24 protein-coding genes are annotated in these 23,199 nt (G+C 36.7%); 4 read left to right on the top strand and 20 right to left on the bottom strand.

Going from position 1 to position 23,199, the window contains the following annotated elements; translation table 11 throughout:
- Window positions 1–26: 26 nt before the first annotated feature.
- From ord to CBF29_RS00480, 20 genes are all read right to left on the bottom strand, one after another.
- On the bottom strand, window positions 27–1,085 hold the full coding sequence (gene ord / locus CBF29_RS00575) for a 2,4-diaminopentanoate dehydrogenase (RefSeq protein ID WP_126806175.1): 1,059 nt from the start codon (window positions 1,083–1,085) through the stop codon (window positions 27–29).
- A gap of 21 nt (window positions 1,086–1,106) precedes the next feature.
- On the bottom strand, window positions 1,107–2,534 hold the full coding sequence (locus CBF29_RS00570) for an amino acid permease (RefSeq protein ID WP_126806174.1): 1,428 nt from the start codon (window positions 2,532–2,534) through the stop codon (window positions 1,107–1,109).
- Window positions 2,535–2,609: 75 nt separating this feature from the next.
- Window positions 2,610–3,689, bottom strand: coding sequence for an ornithine racemase Orr (orr, locus tag CBF29_RS00565; protein WP_126806173.1), 1,080 nt, complete (start codon window positions 3,687–3,689; stop codon window positions 2,610–2,612).
- 456 nt (window positions 3,690–4,145) lie between these two features.
- Window positions 4,146–4,679, bottom strand: coding sequence for a ClbS/DfsB family four-helix bundle protein (locus CBF29_RS00560; protein ID WP_126806171.1), 534 nt, complete (start codon window positions 4,677–4,679; stop codon window positions 4,146–4,148).
- Between the two features lie 271 nt (window positions 4,680–4,950).
- On the bottom strand, window positions 4,951–5,664 hold the full coding sequence (locus CBF29_RS00555; RefSeq protein WP_126806168.1) for a helix-turn-helix domain-containing protein: 714 nt from the start codon (window positions 5,662–5,664) through the stop codon (window positions 4,951–4,953).
- Window positions 5,665–6,110: 446 nt separating this feature from the next.
- Window positions 6,111–6,830, bottom strand: a complete 720-nt coding sequence (locus tag CBF29_RS00550) for an aspartate/glutamate racemase family protein (RefSeq protein WP_126806166.1) — start codon at window positions 6,828–6,830, stop codon at window positions 6,111–6,113.
- 7 nt (window positions 6,831–6,837) lie between these two features.
- Entirely contained in the window at window positions 6,838–8,010 is a 1,173-nt protein-coding gene (locus CBF29_RS00545) for a carboxylate--amine ligase (protein WP_245987224.1), read from the bottom strand.
- Window positions 8,011–8,068: 58 nt separating this feature from the next.
- Complete coding sequence (gene murE, locus CBF29_RS00540; protein WP_126806162.1) at window positions 8,069–9,595, bottom strand: UDP-N-acetylmuramyl-tripeptide synthetase; 1,527 nt, start codon at window positions 9,593–9,595, stop codon at window positions 8,069–8,071.
- 90 nt (window positions 9,596–9,685) lie between these two features.
- Complete coding sequence (asnB, locus tag CBF29_RS00535; RefSeq protein WP_126806160.1) at window positions 9,686–11,560, bottom strand: asparagine synthase (glutamine-hydrolyzing); 1,875 nt, start codon at window positions 11,558–11,560, stop codon at window positions 9,686–9,688.
- Between the two features lie 126 nt (window positions 11,561–11,686).
- Window positions 11,687–12,385, bottom strand: a complete 699-nt coding sequence (locus CBF29_RS00530; protein WP_126806158.1) for a hypothetical protein — start codon at window positions 12,383–12,385, stop codon at window positions 11,687–11,689.
- Window positions 12,367–12,735 carry an acyltransferase family protein gene (locus CBF29_RS00525; RefSeq protein WP_170169942.1) on the bottom strand — a complete coding sequence of 123 codons (369 nt, stop codon included), beginning with the start codon at window positions 12,733–12,735 and terminating at the stop codon, window positions 12,367–12,369. The genes CBF29_RS00530 and CBF29_RS00525 overlap by 19 nt, the downstream gene beginning before the upstream one ends.
- Window positions 12,736–13,112: 377 nt before the next feature.
- Window positions 13,113–13,607 carry a dihydrofolate reductase gene (locus CBF29_RS00520; RefSeq protein ID WP_126806154.1) on the bottom strand — a complete coding sequence of 165 codons (495 nt, stop codon included), beginning with the start codon at window positions 13,605–13,607 and terminating at the stop codon, window positions 13,113–13,115.
- 31 nt (window positions 13,608–13,638) lie between these two features.
- Entirely contained in the window at window positions 13,639–14,586 is a 948-nt protein-coding gene (locus tag CBF29_RS00515; protein WP_126806152.1) for a thymidylate synthase, read from the bottom strand.
- Window positions 14,587–14,603: 17 nt separating this feature from the next.
- Window positions 14,604–16,505: an ABC-F family ATP-binding cassette domain-containing protein gene (locus tag CBF29_RS00510; RefSeq protein ID WP_126806150.1), complete on the bottom strand. Its 1,902-nt coding sequence runs from the start codon at window positions 16,503–16,505 to the stop codon at window positions 14,604–14,606.
- Window positions 16,506–16,717: 212 nt separating this feature from the next.
- A complete protein-coding gene (locus CBF29_RS00505) occupies window positions 16,718–17,176 on the bottom strand; it encodes a hypothetical protein (protein WP_126806148.1) in 459 nt (152 codons plus the stop codon).
- 83 nt (window positions 17,177–17,259) lie between these two features.
- The gene (locus CBF29_RS00500) at window positions 17,260–17,619 is read right to left on the bottom strand and encodes a thioesterase family protein (protein WP_126806146.1); all 360 of its coding nucleotides are present in this window, start codon (window positions 17,617–17,619) and stop codon (window positions 17,260–17,262) included.
- Window positions 17,616–18,824 carry a CCA tRNA nucleotidyltransferase gene (locus CBF29_RS00495; protein ID WP_170169941.1) on the bottom strand — a complete coding sequence of 403 codons (1,209 nt, stop codon included), beginning with the start codon at window positions 18,822–18,824 and terminating at the stop codon, window positions 17,616–17,618. The genes CBF29_RS00500 and CBF29_RS00495 overlap by 4 nt, the downstream gene beginning before the upstream one ends.
- On the bottom strand, window positions 18,802–19,173 hold the full coding sequence (locus CBF29_RS00490; RefSeq protein WP_425469873.1) for a nucleotide pyrophosphohydrolase: 372 nt from the start codon (window positions 19,171–19,173) through the stop codon (window positions 18,802–18,804). The genes CBF29_RS00495 and CBF29_RS00490 overlap by 23 nt, the downstream gene beginning before the upstream one ends.
- 137 nt (window positions 19,174–19,310) lie before the next feature.
- A complete protein-coding gene (locus CBF29_RS00485; RefSeq protein WP_126806142.1) occupies window positions 19,311–19,838 on the bottom strand; it encodes a YpiB family protein in 528 nt (175 codons plus the stop codon).
- An 11-nt stretch (window positions 19,839–19,849) separates the two neighbouring features.
- The gene (locus tag CBF29_RS00480; protein WP_126806140.1) at window positions 19,850–21,097 is read right to left on the bottom strand and encodes a tetratricopeptide repeat protein; all 1,248 of its coding nucleotides are present in this window, start codon (window positions 21,095–21,097) and stop codon (window positions 19,850–19,852) included.
- A gap of 515 nt (window positions 21,098–21,612) precedes the next feature.
- Here CBF29_RS00480 and CBF29_RS13650 point away from each other — a divergent pair.
- The 4 genes from CBF29_RS13650 (at window position 21,613) to CBF29_RS00465 (ending at window position 23,088) form a co-directional block, all read left to right on the top strand.
- Entirely contained in the window at window positions 21,613–21,756 is a 144-nt protein-coding gene (locus CBF29_RS13650; protein WP_170169940.1) for a hypothetical protein, read from the top strand.
- 120 nt (window positions 21,757–21,876) lie between these two features.
- Window positions 21,877–22,065: a hypothetical protein gene (locus tag CBF29_RS00475; protein ID WP_126806138.1), complete on the top strand. Its 189-nt coding sequence runs from the start codon at window positions 21,877–21,879 to the stop codon at window positions 22,063–22,065.
- Between the two features lie 134 nt (window positions 22,066–22,199).
- Window positions 22,200–22,712: a dihydrofolate reductase family protein gene (locus CBF29_RS00470; protein WP_126806136.1), complete on the top strand. Its 513-nt coding sequence runs from the start codon at window positions 22,200–22,202 to the stop codon at window positions 22,710–22,712.
- 169 nt (window positions 22,713–22,881) lie between these two features.
- Complete coding sequence (locus CBF29_RS00465) at window positions 22,882–23,088, top strand: hypothetical protein (protein ID WP_126806134.1); 207 nt, start codon at window positions 22,882–22,884, stop codon at window positions 23,086–23,088.
- Window positions 23,089–23,199 lie beyond the last annotated feature (111 nt).

The raw sequence follows: 23,199 nt of genomic DNA, 5'->3' as shown, positions 1-23,199 counted from the left end.
TCTTCCTCCTTTTATTTCTTAGTTGCTTATCTGACTATTTTTGCATCTGGATGGATCTGATCACGAAAATCTCCTAAAATAGCACGAGGGATCGGCAAATCAATCATCGTCACTAATCCCGGACGGGCATTAATTGTTTGAGGAATCATATTGACACACATGGCTATCGTGCCAATACCTCCTTCAACTTCTGGAGATCCTACCATATTAACTTTTGGCGTCCCGTCAATAATAACGTAGTCCCCTGTATTGACTCCCACTTGTTCGGGTTCGATTTGTTGTGGATGATCCATTTCAATAATTGTTTTCCCATCTTTTTTACCGAAGGCTTTCATAGAAACACCGGCAACCTCTCCTGCCTTAGCTTCACCATGAGGAGCTTCCCTGTCCACATCTGTGACGATAGGCTCCATGCTTTGTTCGATCTCATCAATTTCCCATCCTAGTCCTTCAACAATCAATCCTATAGATTCTGGAAAACCCACGTGTCCAGATAAAGAGCCATCTGCTTTTCCTTTTTCAAAATCCTCTACGGTAATACCGATTCCCTGCTCTTCCATCACTGCTTGACCAAATGGAGATAGGGAGTTCACACGTCTTGACGTGATATGTTTGATATCCGTACACGCACCGGTCAGCACTAACACTAATGTATCCATAATCAGACCTGGATTCACCCCAGTTCCAAGAACAGAAACACCATTTGCTTTAGCCAATTCATCGATAGTTTCAGCAAGTTTAGGACTTTGAGCTTTTGGATAAGCCATTTCTTCCGCTGTGGTAATAACGTTCATCTTGTTCTCAACAATCAATTTAATCTTATCGAAAGCTTTGACTGTAAAAGAATCCGTACATAGTAAAACGATGTCCGCTGCCTTTTCAGTGATTGTTTCTTCCACCGTGCCAATGATTATGTTTTCGTTACCAGGGAACTCTTTTCCTAAAATATCAAAAATAGGCTTGCCAACTTTTTCCCCGATATCAATGGCACCAACAACATCCACACCTTTTTTTTGTAGTAAAACTTCAGCCATGCCGCTTCCCATAGCTCCCATGCCCCAAATAATCACTTTTACATTTTTCATTTATGATTCCTCTTTCTCTTTTTATTTTTCCTGACTATCCTTTAATAAATCATGTGTCACTGTTTTATTTTTATATTTTGCCCAAATAGTGGATATCACAAACAACCCAATAAAGACCGGGGCTCCAGTGATTAGAGATGCCCTTTGTGTTGAATCGAAAACCATTCCAGTTGCTACTAACATACACAAAATAACTAATGCAATCGGTATAAACGGAAATAGGGGAATCCTGTATTTCAAATCAGACAACGTGTGTCCCCGCTTAAAAAAATACTTTCTAAATTTCACCGCACATACACCAGTGATCGCATAGACGACTAATTCTGCAGAACCAATAAATGAGGTAAGGAAAAGATAAACCACATCAGGTGAAATAAAACTAGCTGCTACCGCAAAACTAGCAAAGACCATTGTCACAAGCAAAGCGTTCATCGGTACTTTTCTCTTATTTACATTTCCAACAAATTTTGGTGCCTGCTCATAGTGACCCATGGACCATAACATTCTAACTGCTGAGTAAGCATGGGCGTTTGCTGAAGATAAAGCGGATGAAACAATAATCAAGTTGACTATAATTTCTGCAGAACGAATGCCTGCTGATTTAAACACATACGCAAAAGGACTTCCTAATAAATCTGCTTCTCTCCATGGCAATAAGGCAACTAAAACAAACAATGTTAGAAAATAGCTGATAACGATGCTCAAAATACTTGTTCTGATAGCCCTAGGCAAATCTCTTCCCGGATTCTCACTTTCACCAGCTGCAGTTGCAAACATATCAGCACCACTATATGCAAACACAGCGGTCATCATAGACATCAAAATAGGAACAAATCCTGTAGGAAATAATCCGCCATCACTTGTAAAATTAGATAGGCCGACAGGCTCATCTCCAATTAAACCTGTGATCATACCAAATCCGACAATAATAAACATGACAATCAAGATTATTTTTAAACTACTGAATATAAAAGAGCTGGACCCGTATTTGTCACTTTCTGAGGCATTCATAACGAAGAGTAATAAACCAAAACCGATAATCCATATGATGCCGGGAACATCTGGAAAAACATTTTTCATCATGATTGATGACGCTACCAATTGAGTTGGAACTGTGACGGCTAATTGCAGCCATTTCACCCAACCTACAGTAAAACCAGCGCCATAACCTAAAAATTGAGATGCATAGGCTTGAACGTTTCCTGAGACAGGCATTTGCACTAGCATTTCACCCATACTAACCATCATAAAGTACATAATAATCGCACCAAAACCGTAAGCAACAAATAAACCGCCCGGTCCTGCCTGTTGCAAGACGTATCCTGTCCCTAAAAACAATCCAGTCCCAATCGTTCCTCCAACACTCAACATAGCCACATGATGGGATTTCATCCCTCTTTTTAATTCTTCACCAGATGTTTCCTCTGAAATATTTTTCATTTCTGCCATCAAAATCTACCTTTCTTTTGGGATTTGTAAAAGAAAATTAACCAAATAATTTGATATTAGTTGTGTGTACATCATTTAATAACGATAAAAGTCTTTCATGACATATTTACTTGTGAAGCAGCTTAAAAGAGAGCCGTAGTCTAATTTAAAGGCAATTTTGTCTCCAACTTGATAATTTGTATCACTGTGAGTTAAATCTAAAATCAAATGATCGGAACTTGCTCCTAATATTTCAATGGCTTGGTCTTTGGGAGAGATAGCTGTTTCAGAAACATCTTGCTTTCCTAAAGCCACGATACCGCGCAGCATGATTCCCTTATCTTCAAAAGTTGGAGAATGCCCAAATGCATCCATACCGATTTTTCCTGTCGGAAGAGATGGTTTTTCTTTCACTTCAATAAGTTCGGCCGTCAATTCGAAAACATCTTGATTCATTCCCGGCAGAGCTTTGCCAAAAGCTGTTTCTTTCCCCAATACTAAAGCTTCTCCAATTCTTAAATTATTTATTCCCTCTGGGATATTTTGGGACTCATCATCCAGCAAATACAAAGAACTGGAATTGCCTCCTGAAATCATATCCAATCGATAACCTAATATTTCTTCAATCTTGGTCTTATAATATAATAATTTTTCTAAGTTTTTCTCCTCTGGAATTACTGCTCCATAGCAAGTCAAGTTAACACCTATGCCAATAATTTGGATATGTGATAATTTTTTTATCTGTTTGACAGCGGCCATCAAATCTTCTTCATAGTAAAACCCTTCCCTTAAATCGCCTAGATCGATCATTAGAAGAATCTGATGTTTTTTATTGATTTTACTTGCGAAATCATTCATCAATATAACCGTTTTCATTTCTGAGTGGAAACTAATATCAGCATATTTAACAACGTCTTCCACTTCACTTGGCATACAGATACGAATTAAAATCTTCTTTTTTTTCGACTCCTTATAACTTTTTAAATTGATGATTCGTGAATCACCAAAATATTCAATACCTTCACACTTTTCAAAAATTTCCATCATCTCTGGGTGTGCCGAAAAAACTTTAGTCACTGCAGTAAATGATAGCCCTCCTGCCTTTAATTTATGGGACATATATTCAAGATTTTCACTTAATTTTTCAGTGTTAATTCTGACTTTGGGATAGCTCATTGGATTTACCTCCTTTCAAAAATATTTTTAAAAATAACCAACTACTCAAATCATAATATGCTTTTCTTAATAAATTATTCTAAAATCGAATAGTTACTATTCACTTTTGAAAACGCTTCCTTATTTAGGCTTATTTGCTTTTTTTGAAAAATATATAATGAACCCGAGATTGAGATGGCTAGACTTATAAAATGAATAACTGATTATTCACGAAGGATGTCGATGCCCATATTACCTGCAAATATCAGTGCGAATTTTTTATAGGAGCACCTCAAAAATTAATGGAGCATACTCGATTAAAGCTAATTTTTATCTTCTAATATGTTTCTTAATCTTTTCTCCATAAAAAAAAGCATAAACTCAAGAAGTCTAACTTTCTTGAATTTATGCTTTCGATTTCCAATAAATCATTTGATAAGCTCATTTATAGCATATCTGTTCGCTGCTAATTAGCTTTCATGTTAAAGATTTTTTATGGCGACGGATTTTTTTCATTGCCCAATCATAATGACTGGCGGTGGTCGAAACAAAATAGCTGCCTAAGGTGCTGCCACCCACCCAATCATAGGTTCCTTTTGAAAATAACTGGTCATTGGAAAACTGATCAGCTAACTGCATCACGTCTTCATGACTTTTAACGACCAGCGCCATAGCCTCTTCAAAAGAAGTCTTTTGATGTTTCTTCCAAAACTCGATATTCATATCGCCATAAGTCCTCCAGTTATAGCCTTCTGGCAAAAATGATTTTTCTTGTCCTTGCATATTGCTGGCAACCCATTCCAGTAAAAGGTTGTGCCATTCATACAAGTGGATTAGTACATCGCGGATATTCTTGTCTCGCTTCCAATGGGCCTCTTTATCTTTAGAAATATCAAAAATAAACTCATTGACTTGGTCCTCATTAGAAATCGACGAGATCATCTCTGTCATTTTCAGGTATTTCTCGTTAGCTGCAGCTATTAAGTCTTGTTTTGTCGTCGGTCGAGCCATTTCTTCCACCCTTTCAAATGAATAATTTTATTTGATTTCCCATATTCATCAAATTTTTTAACTGAAAGTATTGTCGAATTAAACTAATAACGTTTTAATCGACATTAAATCCATCCACATGCCTTGGAATTTTAGTATAAACCCTTACGTTAGGTTCGAGTCAATACTAATGAGGAAAATAATTTTCAAAATAGCTTACCTTACTGGACAAATAGGAATGGACATACAAGCTGGTTTTCTAAGTGCCCTGCCGCAAATTATAGTCAAATATCTATTTTTTCAACTGAATGACATTTTTTTCCTCTTCATAAACTAATGCGACCAAAAATATAAAAGAAATCATTAGGGGTTCTAATAGCTCGTCTAAAATAGTGACGTCAAAAGAAATATCTTCTTCTTGACTCACAGAAACGTCAGATATTTTCTCCCCTTTTCTTAGAATTGTGAACTGATTACCTAAAAAATCACCTTCTATGGTTATTTCTTCTCCTTTTATGTTGTAGACACGCCTGAATTGAATCATATCCTTAATAATCGAAATCTCATTCCAATTGTCTATCTTTAGGAATAACCTAGGCAAATCGTACATCCCAAAATTATATCGTTTTCTTTTAGCCAAACCTATTTTTTGATGGTGAGCGTCTTCTATCACATATTTTCTTTGGGTCGGCAGAGAAGTGGTCTCTTTCATATAATAGCGGCTATTTTCTGTCTCTCCGATTGCTTCGAAATGATTAGCAGCTTTTCTTACAGTTACTTTCCTTCCGATAGTTTTTTTCAATATATTCTTTTCCTCTCTTAATAATTTATCAAGAGAGATACCATATAAATCACTGATCAAAAGAATGGTTTCTATATCGGGAATATTTCTTCCTACCTCCCAGCTAGAAACTGTTGAACGAGAAACGTTTATCAAATCGGCAAAATGTTCTTGTGTCCATCCTTTTTTTTGTCGTTCTTCCTTAATTTTTTTACCAATGTTCATGATATCCACCTCTCAACTTAATTATCTTACGAAAGACTAAAAACACTAGCCATTTTTCATAGAGTCATAAAAATATGATGATACTAATCGTGTCATTGACTTTTTTGCTAATTATAAAAGCTAATTTAATTACTTTCTGTTTTCCCCCACTTTAATTTTTCGATATTTTCTTAATTTTAACAGAAAAAATGAGCAAGGATCTACTTCAAACATATTAAACTTTACAAATTTCCTTCTTTTTCTAATAATGTCCAATTTAATTTTATATTCATTTAAGAAATAAGTCTATTTTTTTCAGAGCGGTTAGAAACACCTTTCAACGTAATTAAAGAAAAGTTAAAGATGGGTTTCCCCAAAACATTCAAAAATAAAAAATCTACCTAAGCAAACCGCCTAGGTAGAGAGCTGACGTCATCAGTCAATTTGTTCTGTAAAAAATCACCTTATTATTTCCTAGCTGCCAAAGCAAGGCGGATAGTCTCATCCACTAATTCTGATTGAGCATCAACCACTGGGAAGCGTTCATTCTTAGTTTCCTCTTGCATTAACGACAACTCTGTACATCCTAATAAAGCAACATCGCACGTTTCAACGTCAATCATTTCTTCTAATATCTCATTATAAAGAGCTGTATTCAAAAAATCATGTTCTTTAATATCCCGGTAAATCAAATCTGTAATCTTTTCTTGAATTCTTTCATTTGGAATAACTGTTTCAAGATTAGAAAACTTGTCCAATTCCTTTTCATAAACTTTAGAATTGATTGTTCCTTCTGTCGCCAGTAACGCCACCCTTAATAAAGGCTTTTCTCCGGCAAATTTTTTCTGAACAGCCTCAACAGCTAACCGGGGCATATGCAGCATAGGAATATCCGTAGCACCAGCTAATTCTTCATAAAAATTATGTGCCGTATTACATGTTAAAACAAAAAAGTCTGGTCCCAGCTGGCTATGCTGGCGAATATCTTCTTTGATTGATATGGCAGGATTTTTATTAGACTTGCCAATCAAATAAGCCGTTCTATCAGGCACAGTGGCATGATTGACCAAAACATAATTTAAATAATCCTGATCAGAAGTTGTGGGTGTCCGTTCATTTAAGACGTGGATAAAGCTTTCCGTCGCCAACGTGCCCATACCGCCTAGGATTGTAAAAAAATTTTTCATAGCACCACTATTTCTTTCTAAAATATTTCTTGAAACGTGAATTATACTGCTGAAACATCCGCTTGACAAGCAAATAGCGTTTGAAAGACATATCCTGTTTATAAAAAACAGTAGAACCGTAATTTCCTTCATTCAAGTATTTCATTGCTGCCTTTTTGTCCGGACCTTCAGTAATATATTCACGGAGAATTTTTTTGGGAACACCGATCCACAATTTATTTCCCATGCCGATCACTGTGTCAGTAAAAGGTTTTTCAAGGACATAATCTTCTACGATATATTTTGCTAGATTATATCCGCCCAATGTAACATAAAAACTGCTTCGACCTTGGCGCAAGTTGATCTCGAACAATTTGTATTCTCCATCACGTACGTCATATTTCATATCGAAATTTGCATAGCCTGTGTAACGGATGCTTTCCAAAAATCTTTTGATTTTCAGACAGACCTCTTCGTTATAGTCAGGCATGATAGCCACATAGTTGCCAATTGCTTCAGGTGTCGGATCTTCAAGCAAGGGATGCCCCATGCACATCATTCTCACTTGATGATGTTGATCCACGTACGCATTAAGGACTCTCATCCGCGAATCATCTCCGGGAATAAAATCTTGAGCGATCATCTCTGACGTATACCCGGCTTGATAAATTTTTCCGATGGTTTCGTCAAATTCTTGTTGTGTATCGATAATAAAAGCTTTCTTCCGACCTACAAAATCGATATCCAGCCACTCCACACTGTTTGCTGGTTTCAAAGCCACTGGAAAATCAAATGGCAGGGAAAGTGTCTTGTTTTCTTCAGCCAGTTGTTTTGTGACAATCAATGTTTTAGGGTAAGGCAAATCATAGCGTTCGCAAGTTTCATAAAAAGATACCTTATTCGACAACAGTGCTTGAGTTTGCAAATCAACTGTGGGACAAACGAACACCTTAGACAGTTCTTCTTTATACTGAGCAATCAGTTCAGTATAACCATCCCCGCAAGGAATCAACAAAAGCTTGCGTGAATCATTCTCATACTTTGTCATTAAATCTCTCATGACCTTGATGAAACTTTCAGACTCATTAAACCCATCATGGGCATGCACATGCACGATTTTACTATATTTTGTTGCCGATAATTCACCCGCTCCGTGAGCTTCTGAAATAATACCGTATTCTTCGTAGAAGGAACGAGCCATTCCATACACATTGATATCACTACCAAGTAAAATCGGCTGGAATTGCTCCTTAACTTCCTTACTCAAGTTGAAACCCCCTTTTCTTCAACCACTCAAAGACCACATCGCCGTCGCCAATATAATCAACTTTTTTGGTGCCGATGATTTGATAGCGATCTGCCCCTTTTCCTGCAATAATGACCACATCTTCAGCCGAAGCATCATCTAAAGCTGCTTCGATAGCTGACTGCCTGTCACTAATTGTTTTGCTCTGAGTAGTACCTGTTAATGATTTTTCAATCACTGCTGCGATTTCCAAAGGATCTTCTGTCCCCGGATCATCAGACGTTAAATAAACATGGTCGATATACTTTGAAATAACTTTCCCAAAACTTAGTCGACGGGTCTGCCCTTTATCCCCAGTGCTCCCGATGACAAGTCTTAACGTACGGTCTGGATATTCATCTGCAATAAAAGACAACAGCACGTCTAAACTTAGATGATTGTGTGCATAATCAATATACACAGGGAAACTATCCTTCACTTGGATTTTTTCCATTCTACCAGGTATCGTCGTCTTTTTAACAGCATCCTTGAAGGTAGAAGTCTCCTTGTTCAGGATAAGCGAGCAAGCCATTAATGCACTTACTGCGTTGGTTTGATTAAAAGCACCCTCAACTTGAATTTCATACGTTTCCGCTAAGTTCAGCTGACTATCATCAACAGTAAAGTTTTTGCTGTCCAGACTTTCAAAATGGATATCTGCTTGTTGGGAAGTTCCTGAATAGGTCCAAAAATCATCCTTATTATATTCACTGACTTCCTTTAGAAAATCAGCATAATCACTGTCCATATTCAAAATCATTTGACGAGAATGATGGAACAACCGACGTTTACAGTAAAAATAATCATCAAAATCAGGATGTTCAATCGGACTGATATGGTCTGGAGAAATGTTTAAAAACACACCAATATCATAAGTCAGTCCATAAACACGTTCTTGTTTATAAGCTTGAGAAGACACTTCCATCACTAAATGAGTGACCCCATTAGTTACCGCTTCACGCATCATGCGGTAAAGGTCTAAAGATTCGGCCGTCGTCAATTCAGAGGTAAATGTGTTATCGCCCCCCAAATGTGTCTCTAATGTCGAAAACAGGGCCGCTTTATTGTCTGTGGCCTGCTGTAAAATAGAATGACAAAAATAAGCTGATGTGGTTTTCCCTTTTGTCCCCGTATAAGCAATAATTTTCAATTCATTTTGAGGATAATCATAGTAATTCATACTCATGATTGCCATAGCTTTGCGAATATCAGTAACAATAATTGCAATACAATTGTCAGATATATTTTCGTAATACTTATCAGACACATAAACTTTTGCACCCTGTTTAATAGCATTCAACAAGTAATCTTCTTTAAAATTCAGTCCTTTACAAAAAAACAAAAAATCTTTTGCCACTTTTCTCGAGTCGTAGGCCATACCGGTCAGAGAAGTCTCAAGAAGTTCTTCCGGTAATTTATAATACCATGAGCCTTCGATGATGATTTCTTTTAAAATATTACTTTGTCGTAAGATTTCTAAACTTGCCTCTAATTTTCTCATCTTATCGCCCTCTTTCATACTTAAAATAGTATATCACATAACCTAAAAATGCTAAACTATTCTTGTAAAACAAAAAGGTTAAGATTATTCTTAACCTTTTGTGTCTAAGTCCTCGTCAATAAAATAAACTTTATACCAAATTAAAAAAGTAAAAATGGTCCAAATTTTACGACGCTCATCGATTTTTTCATTAAAGTTATCATCCAGCAATTGAAGAATTTTATCCTGATGGAAGAACATACTGACAAAGTCAGCTTCAAACAAACTGCGGATGTCTTTGTAAAATTTTTCTTCTCTTAACCAATCTTTTATCGGCACAGGGAAACCTAATTTTTCTCTGTCCGCCCATTCATCTGGCAAATGGCGATTGGCGGCCTTTCTGAAGGCATACTTGGTGTTCTCCTCATTGATCAGATATTTCGTCGGGATTCGCTCCGCCAATTCCATCATGCGGATATCCAATAAAGGTGTCCGGGCTTCCAAAGAATGAGCCATGGTCATCTTATCTGCCTTGAGCAAGATATCTTTAGGCATCCATTGATGAATGTCCAAGTACTGCATTTTTTTGACTTCAGGCAAATCAGGTACTTTTTTATAATGGCGTTGAACAATTTCATTCACACTTTCGCTGTCATGAAAAGGCTCCTTCAAATAGCTTTCCGCTTCTTTTTCATCAAAAACAAAGGCTTGTCCGATAAAAAAGTCTTCCGCAGGAGCTAGTGATTTATATAGATGCATGGACCCTTTAAAATTAGGCATTTTCTTGATAGTACGTGCGAGACGGTAACGTGATTTTTTCGGAAGTTTTTTCAATTTTTCTGCAAACACCCGAACAATTTTGGAACGTGTAGCAAATCCGTAATCCGTATAGCCGGCGAATAACTCGTCCGCCCCTTCCCCTGACAGAACCACTGATACTTTTTCACTGGCTAATTCTGACAGAAAATACAAGGGAACACAAGAAGGATTAGAGGCTGGTTCATCCAAATGGTATTGAATCGTTGGGAACTTTTCAAAAGCCTGCTCTCCTGTGACGACTTTGGAATAATTTTTTAATCCCAGTTTATCTGTCAGTTTTTTTGCTTCATGGGATTCATTGTAACTTTTATCGCCGAAGCCAATGGAAAAAGTATAGTTTGGACGGGTCAAGGCAGTTACAAAGCTGGAATCCACCCCGCTGGACAAGAATGTCCCAACTTCCACATCACTGACCGAATGTGCCGCAACAGATTCTTGCACGGCTTCATCAATCAAATCAATGGCAGTTTCCAGTGTCATATCCTCTTCGCTAAACTCTGCATCCCAGTATTCCGTCAGTTCCATCTTGTCTCCGCGCACAAAGAAGTAATGCCCTTCAGGTATGCGAAAAACATTTTTGAAAAATGTTTCGTCAACAGCAGAATATTGGAAAGTCATGTATGGCTTCAAGGCTTTAGGATTCAATTCCTTCACAAAGTCAGGATGGTCCAAAAAGCTTTTTATTTCTGAAGCAAACATAAACGTGCCATTTTGATGATAGTAATAAAATGGTTTGATACCGAAATGATCTCTTGCACCAAACAATTCTTGTTTCTCACGGTCCCATATTACAAAGGCGAACATCCCGCGCAAATGTTTGACTATTTCAGTACCGTACTCCTCGTAGCCATGTAAGATGACTTCAGTATCAGCCTTAGTTTTAAAAATATGTCCTTTTCCTGTCAATTCTTCACGAAGTGCTTTAAAGTTATAAACTTCCCCATTAAAAATAATGACTTTCGAATCATTTTCACTATAAATGGGCTGACTTCCGCCTTCCAAATCCATAATGCTTAAGCGGCGAAAACCAAAGGCAATCGATTCATCCACAAATTGCCCTGAACTGTTTGGTCCCCGGTGAACGATTCGGTCCATCATTTTATGAACAATTTTTTCCTTATCTTCTATAGAATAATGATTATCTACAAATCCCACAATGCCACACATAAATTTTTACCTCATTTTCGTATTTCTTACTCAGGAAAAGCATGTCCTCCCGAAGTTACAGCCGTTTTATTATAGCATAAATTATTTCATTGATACAGTATGAGAGCCAAGTTTATTGTTGTCAAATTATTTTTTTATGAGACTTCTTTTCATGGGAGTAATGCTTTTTTCCGGCATATATTTTTGGAATATGTTACCCAGTAAAAAACTTCCCTTCGCAGCTATTTGACTGAATCGATCGTTTCCTAGAAGAACCGTCAAAAAGAAACTGAAAATAACTATTGTAACGATTAAAATTATCCCAGGTAAATTCGTACTCCCAATCAGTTCTCTCAGACCTTTTACAACAAATCCATGAAGCAAGTAGATGGTTAATGTCTTGGTGCCATACTTAGTATACCAACGTTTTTTATCTGATATCAAACAGAAAAAACTGAAGACCCCTAAAAAACTTAAACAAAAGACCATCAGTCGAACTGTCGCTCCAAATTCAGGAACCGCCATGAAATCCTCGTAAGCTTTGGAACCAAAGACCCAGTACTTATTGATTTTTTCTAATTTAAAAATGATAGAAAACAGCACTGTCCATAAGGTTATTCCGATAAACTTTGTTATCTTTCCTCTTTGAAAAAAATTAAATGTGCCCACTGGTAAATAATAACCTAGGATGAAATAAGGGAAAAAAACAAACATTCTTTGAAGTGTTAATTCCCTGCCGACAAAGGGCAGATAGCCAACCAGCAAAGATAAAAACAGGCTGATAAGAACCCCAATAACAGGCGGTAGACGATGAAAAATAAAAAGTCCTACTTGCCAAAAAGCCAAGCAAACCAAAAAGACCATTGGGGAGTAATTAAATCAAAGGACATTTTATCATGAATACCCGTCACCCAATAATAAAAAGCATACATATATTGAAATGCAATATACAAAAAAATGTAGCGGCTGAAATTGGTTTTCCATTTCTTTTTATTCACAACACTTTTTGAAAAATAGCCTGAAATCACAATAAAAGCAGGCATGTGAACAGTAAACAGAAAAAAGTAAATATCCTCGTAAATCGCTTTTCCTTCAATGTACGGCTGAAACAAATGACTGAAAATCACCATAACCATTAACCAAAATCTGGCGTTATCAAAATAGCTCTCCCTTGATAAAGGTTTTTCTTTAATCATTGTCAAGCATCACCTCCGTTAGTCAATCCTTCTTGGAAAAATTGGCAACCGATACGACAATTATAAAATGAACAGCGAGTAAAACACCAATTAAACGACAAAAAGGACTAAATAAATTTAGCCGACAGTTTATTTAATGATAAAAGACGATTAAGAAAAGATAAATCAACTCTCCAACTAATATGTTAAGTGAAATTAAAATTTACTGTGCCAACAGAAATTCTTTTTCAGTACTGCTGACATTGAAACCATGGATCAGCTTATTATCAGACATCTTTTTTTGCATCTCATTTAAATCTATTTTCATTGTTTCCTTTCTAAGAAAAAATATAGATAAAAATAGCAAGAAAGAGTGTCAGCCACCCTTTCTTGCCATGCTAATTTTGTTTTCTTTTGTATGTTTCAAAGGAATGAGAATAGTTGTTTTTTTCATCCAAAGTTCCTTCGCTGATATCAATCATCGTCCAGTCATCCCAATTCACTTCTGGGATATAAGTATCTCCCTCAAAGCTTTCATGAATGACTGTCCGGTAAATGATGTCACAGTATGGCAGAAACGAATCATAAACTTTCGAGCCTCCTGTGATAAAAACAATCCCGTCATAATTCTTTTCATAATTAAGAACTTCTGCAATACAATGCATCACAATGACATTGTCAGCCTGATAGTGTTTATCGGTCGTCAGAATAATCGTCTGTCGGTTAGGCAGAGCTCTTTTATTCATCCCTTCGAAAGTGGTACGTCCCATCACAATCGTATTGTTCTCGGTAGTATTTTTAAAAAATTGTAAATCATTGGGAAGATGCCAAGGCATCACATCTTCTTTACCAATTAAACCATTTTCATCTTGTGCCCATATAGCTGCTAACATATCATTTGTATCCTCCCAAAATAACTTGTCGCTAAACTGCAATCGGTGCTTTGATTGCTGGATGCGGTTGATAATTTTCTATTTTAATATCTTCCATTTCAAAATCAAAAAGCGATGTTTTTTCCTGATTTAATTTTAACTCAGGAAAAGAACGAATGTCACGTGATAATTGTTCTTGAACTTGTGCCACATGATTATTATAAATATGGGCATCACCAAATGTATGAACAAACTCTCCCACTTCCAACTGCGCTTCATGCGCAATCAAATGAGTCAACAAAGCATAACTTGCAATATTAAACGGAACGCCTAAAAATACATCTGCACTTCGCTGATACAATTGACAACTTAACTTGCCGTCAGCCACATAAAATTGGAATAATGTATGACAGGGAGGCAAAGCCATGGTCGGGACATCTTCTGGATTCCATGCTGAGACGATCAACCGTCTTGAATCAGGGGAATGCTTAATCATGTCAACCACATCTTGAATCTGATCGATGGTTTCTCCATTCTTAGTCTGCCAATGCCGCCACTGAGAACCGTACACATTGCCCAAGTCCCCATAAGAAGCTGAAAATTCATCGTCCTCCAAAATTTTCTGACAAAATTTATCCTTCTCTTGCCGGTAAATTTCCCTGAATTCTTTGTCTTCCACAGCCCGCAAACCAAAATCTGTCATATCAGGACCTGAGTAATCCGGACTTTTTACATAGCGTTCAAAAGCCCATTCATCCCAAATGTGATTGTTATGCTGAAGTAAAAAACGAATATTAGTGTCTCCTTTTAAGAACCACAACAACTCACTTTTTATTAGACCAAAAGGCACTTTTTTGGTGGTCAGCAAAGGAAACCCTTTTTGAAGATCAAAACGCATTTGATAACCAAAAATACTTTTTGTCCCAGTGCCAGTGCGATCGCTCTTTTCTACCCCTTCGTCTAGTATTTTTTGACACAACTTTAAATAGTTCTCTTCCATTACGAATTCCTCGCTTTCTAGTCCTCCGCAAACTCACTTAAATATTCCCAGCGATCCAATTTGTAGGCGATTTTCCCCTCAACATCATCCACTTGCGTCTGAAGCGTATGAAGCTTTTCAAAATCACTGGTCTGTAAATTCATCTCTTCTTGCAGCTTTTCAAGTTCCTGTTCCAGCTCGTCGATCTCAGTCAGGATAACTTCCCATTCCTTTTTTTCCATGTAACTCAACTTAGTTTTAACAGCTGGCTTCGCTGGACTTTGAAGGTCCGGCTTCTTCTCAGATTTTTTAACTTGTGTCTCCTCTGATTCAGCCTCTAGAGAGTCGTTACTTTCTAAAAAATCGCTCATTGAACCGAAATACTCAAGTATCTTACCATTTCCTTGAAAAACAAGCAATTTTTTCATTGTCTTGTCTAAAAAGTACCGGTCATGACTGACGGCGATGACAGCACCTTCAAAATCATTCAAATAGTCTTCTAAAATTGTCAGTGTATCGATGTCCAAGTCATTGGTCGGCTCATCCAACAGTAAAACATTGGGCTGTGCAATCAGTAGTTTCAATAAATACAACCGCCGTTTTTCTCCACCAGAGAGTTTACGAATCAATGTACCGTGAGAATTTCTAGGAAACAAAAATCTTTCCAGCATATCTGGTACACTCACAACACCATCAGTAGCCGTCCGAACTTCTCCGGCAACATCTTGCAGATACTTGATCATCCGGACATCTTCAGGAATTTCTTCAGTCTGCTGAGTATAATAGGCAAGTTTGACAGTTTCGCCTAGTGTTACGATACCGGAATCCGGTGTCAGTTTTCCAGCCAGTACGTTCAATAGCGTTGATTTTCCAGACCCATTTTTACCAGTAATCCCCAAACGTTCATTTCCCTGAATCAGCAAATTAAAATCTTTTAAAAGGCACTGCCCCCCCATTGTTAATGAAAGGTTCTTGGCTTCAATCACTTTTTTACCTAATCTTGTGGTGCCGATGTTGATATCGACTTGTGCTTTTTCTTGAGATTGATTTAGATTATCTTTTAGTTCGTTAAAACGGCCGATTCTTGCCCGTTGCTTAGTGCCCCGTGCCTGAACACCGGCACGCATCCAGTCTAATTCCTGTTTATATAGTTGTTTTCTTTTATGTTCGGCAGTTAGTTCTGAAGCTTCTCTTTCACTTTTTCGTTCCAGGTAAACTTGATAGTTTCCACGGTATTCATGTAATTTTCCAAATGACAGTTCAAAAATCCGATTAGTAATTTTATCAAGGAAATATCGGTCATGAGTCACTAATAAAATAGCTCCACGGTATTGTTTCAAGTAACTTTCCAGCCACTGAATCGCTTTATAATCCAAGTGGTTGGTTGGCTCATCCAAAAGAAGAAGGTCAGCTTCTTGAATCAAAGCCTGAGCCAGCGCCACCCTTTTTTCTTGACCGCCTGATAGTTCCTTTATTCTTTTAGAAATATCGCTAATCCCCAATTTTTGCAGAATCGTTTTAGCATTAGTATCTGCACTCCAAGCGTCTTCTTTGTTCATCAATTCTTCTGCTTGGATGTATCGTTTTTGAGCCTGAATATTCTGCCCGTCTGCTTCTAATTCTTTCAATGCAAGCTCATAGTGATGCACGGCTCGCAATACAGGAGATTCTCCTGTAAAAATCGCTTGAGCAACGGTGTCCTCACCATTAAATTCAGTCGTTTGGGAGAGATAACTTGTTGTAAAGTCATGGGGATGTTTCATCTCCCCATTGTCAAAGGTATCTTTACCCGCCAACACGTTCAGCAAACTGGTTTTCCCTGTGCCGTTGATACCAATAAGACCGATTCTATCATTTGTATGTATTAGAAAAGAAATATCATCAAACAATAACTTGTCACCGTAACTTTTACTCAAGTTGTCAACTCTTAGTTCTTTCAAGATATCACATCATTTCCATCAATGTCTTTCTTATTTTAACAAATTATCCTTTTTCTCACAATTCAAAAAAAAGAATAAATATTTATAGATAACTTCTATATGATACATCATTTTCATCAGTTAAGACAGTTCTGAAAAACGAAAAAGTTTTGCCGACTAAATCAAGACAAAAAAACTGGAAAGATTCTCCTCTTTCCAGTTTCCGTCTCTATTTAAATTTCTTTACCATAAACACTTTCAACCGTATTGTTAGCATCAATTACGATGTACAAGTGACCATCTTTGCCGATTTTAGTGCTTTGGTATTTGTTATCCAATCCCTCTTGTCCAGGTGTTCCCTTGTCCAGATATGGGAAATAAATCTGCTCTGCTTTCCCATCATCAAATTGAATATCTATTTTTAAAATATCTTCATATTTCAAAGCTCTTTCAAACATGCCCATCTCCAAACCGCCCAGATTGATATCATCTGTTTGAACATGGTCGGCTTCTTCAAACAATTCTATCTTAATGCCTTCACAAGGTCTGATTTTTTGGAAATCTCCTCCGTTGATTCTGCCATAACTTGTAGTTACTTGCTTGATCCAAAGATCTCCGATGAACTCTCGTTGAATTGTCCATGTTTCACCATTTCTAAAATAAAATTTAAACGCAGTCATCTCTTTTGTCATTGTTCTGGCTCCTTCACAATTTATATGTTCATAATATCACAAAGATTTTAAATTACAATATCTTTGTGAAAAATATCATCTTATTATAATTTTTCTAAGAATCTCTGGCGATTGACAGCGACACGCTGATGCGTGCCGGAAGCAATCAATGTCTTTTTTTCATAAACTTTTACTTGAAAATCAAATCTTCTTTTTTCGTGTTTGAGCAGTTCGGCCTCAACTTTTACAGTTGCACCTATACGACTTGCTTTTAAGTGTTCTATCTGAATAAAAATACCGACCGTTGTTTCATCAGCCGACAATAATTCCAGAACCATGTCCTTACAAGCATTTTCGGCAAACCCAATCAACGCAGGTGTTGCCAGCACCTCTAAATCACCAGAACCAATAACCGATGCTGCATGATTTTTTTCGACTAAATAATCTTTTTTATATGGCTTCACTTACTATCCCCCCTCTCTGAAACGTATTGCATCAGCCTTTGGGAGTCGTTGGGCAAGTCTTTAAGGATAACCTTTTCTTCAACTTCTTCCAATAATTCTCCTACCCAAGGTCCAGGTTTTTTCTTGGTTGATGCGAGAATATCCGCACCGCTGATCGACAGATCTTTCAGAGAATGAATCGTCAGCCCGTCATAGCAAGCCAAAGCCTCTGATAGCCTCCCTGTCTGATTAGTCAAAGCCAACATTTCTTCTACCATGATGACTTCTTCCCGTGACAAAGGATATACTGTCAAAGGAGTCCAAAAATCATGTAGCCGGTAGTGATACGCAGGAAGAATCGTTCCTACAGTTTTGATTAACTGATTGGAAAGTTTCCATGCTCTCAAAAAACGATTGACTTCATTTTCCTTTAAGTTTAGAAAATAGGCAATAATCGTCCAGATAACTGCTTCTTTCTTTATCTCTGTTTCTGGGAGAGTCATCAATTTAGTCAATCCAGTCAGATGATTAGAAAAACCGGGGCAAGACTCATAAAGTCCACACTCTAAAAAGGGTGTCAGTCCGATACTTCTTTTACTTTCTGACATTAATTTAATAAACTCAATTTGAATACGCTCCACAGATATATGATGTAAAAGTGCGTGATGATCCTTAATAGCAGCCAGAGTCTGTTCTTCGATTGAAAAACCCAGTTGGCTGGCAAAACGTACCGCACGCATCATTCTCAGCGCATCTTCATGGAAACGTTCCTGCGGTTCCCCTACGGCCCGGATGATTTTCCTCTGCAAGTCTGCCTGTCCGCCGAACAAATCGATCATCTGTCCTTCAGTAGTCATCGCCAAAGCATTGATAGTGAAGTCTCTTCGTTTCAAATCATCAGCTAATTTTCTTACAAACACCACTTCGTCAGGACGTCTAAAATCTTGATAGCCTGATTCCGTCCTAAAGGTGGTGATTTCATATTTATTTTGATGATAAAGAACTAAAACAGTCCCGTGTTCTATGCCCACATCAATGGTACGGGGGAAAATGCCTTTGATTTCTTGCGGGAAAGCGTTCGTAGCAATATCAATATCATGAATTGGTGTACCGAGTAATAAATCCCGTACACATCCACCCACAAAATAAGCTTCAAATCCAGCTTCTCTGATTTTATTCATCACAGGAATTGCTTGTTCAAACTCAGTCGGTAACTTGTGTCCCATGACGTTGTCCCTCACCATCCATTTCTAAAGTATCGTTTTTGTCTTTTCTTTCAAAACGATCCTTATCTCTTGTCTGAAATTTTCTCATATTGTCATGAAAAACTTCCGTTAAATCTATCTCTAAAGAATTAGCCATAATAATAGCGGCGATCAGCACATCTCCGATTTCTTCACCAATTGACTGGCTGGGTTCTTCAGGCTTTTTTTGTTTATCTCCGTACACGTGATTCAATTCCCGAGCCAACTCACCGACTTCTTCAGTCAGTGTAGCCAGCAGGGACATGGGTGGAAAATAACCTTTTTCAAATTGACGGATATACAAGTCAACTTCTTTTTGAAGCTGCTGAATCGTTAACTCGCCATTCTTTTCTTTCAAAAAAGCACCCCTCTCACATACTTCTCCATTCTATCAAAAGCAGTTACTTTTATAAAGAAAGCTGCACTGGAAGAAACAAAGCTTTGCTACCACTGCGAATTTGCTTTTTATCAGTCTTCAAGTAAATATCCGCTTAATTTCTCAAACAGTTTGACGTCCTTTTTTTCCAATGCTGCGTCTAATTTAAGACGAATTTGCTTTTCGTGAAATTCTTTTTCCAATCCATTTAAAAACTTATCCATTTCATCGGAAGAATAATCCAAATCATAAACATTCCAAGAATAATGGGGGTTATCTTCTAATACCCCAAGATAAAGTTCATTTTTCCATTGATCCTTGAATAAAAACTCTACAAATAAATCATATTGGGAATTCATCCTGATTTCATGAAATATTTGCTCCGCATTGTCAAAATCAATCGTATACTTATACATTTCAAAAGGCGGCAGATCAAACGTGTTGTCTGCAAACCGAAGACCTCTCGGGGTAGTCTCTGCGTGTTCGACGATTCTTACTTTTTCTAAAATATTTTCATGACCCATCAGATAATCAATCAGCCAATATGCCTCTCGTTCTCTGAACGGCACATTTTCCATCACCCACTGCATGAATTGTTTCTTTGTCTCCAGATTAATCATGATTATTCATCCTATTCTTCAAGTAAATCATAAATTTCAACGTCGTCAGGGACTAACGTAATATACTGACGAAGAATGTTGTCTGCTTCCCCTATCTTTCCTTCTTCTCTCAGAAACAGGCCAAATTCTTTCATAAACTCAGGATCATCCGCCAGACCCTCATAAGCTTTTTGATATTGTTTTGCGGCTTTTTCGTATTCTTCTAACCCGTAATAAGCCTTTGCTAAACTCCAATGTCCCTGAACATTCATCAACTCTTGTCCTTCTTCCAGCAAGTCCAGCACTTCTTCGTACTTTTCCTGAAACAGGAACAAATTGCTCAATTTGATCAATGTAAGTTCGGCATCTTCTTCGATTTTCAAAGCATCGAGCAAATACTCTTCTGCTTCGTGCAAACGGTGGTACTGAAAAGCAAAATCAGAAGCTAAGTGATAAAGGGAAAGGTCATAAGGATTTTCTTTTAAGCCTTCTTTAAGGACTTCTTCTGCTTCTTCTAATTGATTTTCATCTATCAGTGCACTGGCCAACGGCACGTAAACATTCAAATAGGTGTCCCCCATTAAACGAACTTCTTGCAACAAGGGGATTGCCTTATCTCTCTCCCCTAATTGAACATAAAGAAGGGCTAAAAAATAGAGCACATCATCTGAACGTTCATGAGCGAGTTCTTTTTCAAAAAGAGTTACAGCAGCGTCAAATTCTCCTATCTGACTGTAAATCATAGCTATTTTTTTCGGTATCCTGGTCTGGACGAACTCTTCATAGCCTTCTTTGATTAATTGCTGGTAATACGCTAAAGCTTTGGAGTATTTTTCCATTTCAAAATAGAGTTCCCCCAACGCAAACTTGATTGCCGGTTCATCAGGGAGTATCGTTAAAGCTTCTTTTAACTTGCTCTCGCTGATTTCCGGTGCTTGGATAGCCCAATATAAGTCCGCCGCTACTAACAAGCTCTCTGGGTAGCCAGGATCATCTTTTCTCACATGGGATAAATAATCCAAAGCCAAATCAATCTCATCTTCTTCTATGGCAATTTCTGCTAAAGATATATTTAATGTTGTCTGATTGGGATATTTTTGATTCAGTTGCAGAAAAATCTTCTTTGCTTCATCTAAAAATCCCATCCGAAACAATGCATCTCCGAGACTTTCTAAAATTTCCTCATCGTCAAAACGCAACGCTTGTTCGAGAAATATTTCGCTTTGGACGTAGTCATCATTTTCTATCGCCGCTAACATCTTTTCACTATATGCTGTCATTTCCTCACCTCTGCTACACACTATTATAAACTAATCAGGGGAAATTAGCACAAAGTAAATCTCAATCCCCTTCTTAGGTGAAATTCAAGACAAAAAGAAAAAACTAGCCTGCGAAAACTGTCTAGTCTTTCCAGCATCTACGAAACTCTGTCTATTCATTTTCTAATATCTTTGTATAATAAAAATATTTAGTTCGTATTTAGGGGAATTAACATGAAGGAATTTTATAAAAAACATCGTATGGAAATCACAATTATTACTGTATTATTGATTAATCTTTTTATTGACTTATATCAAGGTAAAGCTACTCCTATTAATATTATTTTTTCTGTAATCTTATGTGGCTATATTTATTTTTCATGGTATAGAACAATGTAAAAAAGCCGACACTATATCAGATTTTTCATAGTCATAATTATCGTAAACAATCACAATTTTCTCTAATATACTTTAGTTGCGCTGTTTTTAATCCCTTGTTATTGGTATAATTTATTTAAAATCGGAGGGATGTTCACATGGATACACTTCGAACTGGCATCAGTTTTGGTACAGCTCTTGCCATGATAATTTCTTACTCAAATTGGAAAAGTATTTCTTGGGCAATTATTCACGGTATTTTTGATTGGTTATATGTCATTTATTACGCAATTAAATATTAATTATTAAAGGAGCCGAAGAGGCCTCCTTTTTTATTACGTTACAAAATCAGTACTCTTTGTCGTTTATAACCCGTTTCTTATTCTTTGTGATATACTTTTTTTATAAGGAGTTGATCATATATGCCTGATAAAAACAATAACGATAAAGAATCATACGCTACTTTAGCTTTTACGTTTGGCCCTGGATTTGGTATAGCACTCGGAATAACTTTTGGAGTTCTTTATGATAATTTAATTAATGGTATGCTGATAGGTCTAATCATAGGATCTTTTGTTGGCCTTATGATTTACCTTCTCATTGAAAAATAATCCTTTTCTAGTAGTAATTGACCCTCACGATTAGATATAGTAATCACCATTATTTTTCTAAATTCTTTCTGTTTTACATTCCTTTATCTATATACTAAACTCGGTAAATAATATGATGAAAGGTCGGTGGTTTTATGACTGTTTATTTTTACGGTTGTATAACATTAGATGGATACCTTGCAGATGAAAGCAATAACTTAGATTGGCTATATCAAACAGGTTCTGTTAAGGAAACAAACTATGATGAGTTTTATGAAAAAATAGATGTTACAATTATGGGGAAAAAAACATATGATGAAATAGCAAAAATGGGCACTGACCATCAAATGTATCCCACTACTAAAAACTATGTTTTCACGCACACAAATCTATTACCAATTGACGGATTTATCCCTGTATCAGGTAATGTTGTTGAATTTGTTAAAAATATTGAACCGTCTAAAAATATTTGGATAGTTGGTGGCAATCAAATGTTAGCACCGCTACTTGACAATGATATGGTTGACGTAATGATAATACAAATTGCCCCCGTACTTTTAGGAAATGGTATTCCTTTATTTACACAGAAAAGTGATCTCAAAAGGTTTTCCCTAGAAAAATTAAACCACTATGGACAATTTGCAGATCTAGAATATAGAAAGATTTAATTAACTGATTCTTTTGACAAGTTATTAAAGTAGCTTGTCTTTTTACTTTCAACTATGATAGAAATTTATGATTAGATACAGTAATCAGCTTTTTCCTCTGGCAAAATATTCCAAAAGTATTTATTTCTTCCTCGTAGATGTTATAATTTGCTCAAAGGAGGTGAATAATTTGAAAAATAAACCTGTTGGTATTTTTCTTATTATTGTTAGTGTTCTAATTTTGCTTTTTTCACCTAGTTTTGTCTTTCCGCAACTAGGAGAAGGCAGTTACGATCACGGAGAATATTATCTTAAAATTATTGTAAACTTTACAAGACTGGTCTTAATTTCAAGTATCTTTTCTATTGTTGGCATTAAACTATATTTTAAAAAGTAGTGTGCAGCCTCTAAAAGCCGGTTAACGGCTTTTCATTTTTTTAATCAATCAAAACAGTGGAAATTAAACCTCACTTTCGATTACATTGAATAATGACAACCTTTCAATTTT

This window comes from Vagococcus elongatus, from assembly GCF_003987645.1.
Taxonomy (GTDB): Bacteria; Bacillota; Bacilli; order Lactobacillales; family Vagococcaceae; genus Vagococcus_A; species Vagococcus_A elongatus.
This window is presented reverse-complemented; position numbering and strand designations above follow the sequence as displayed.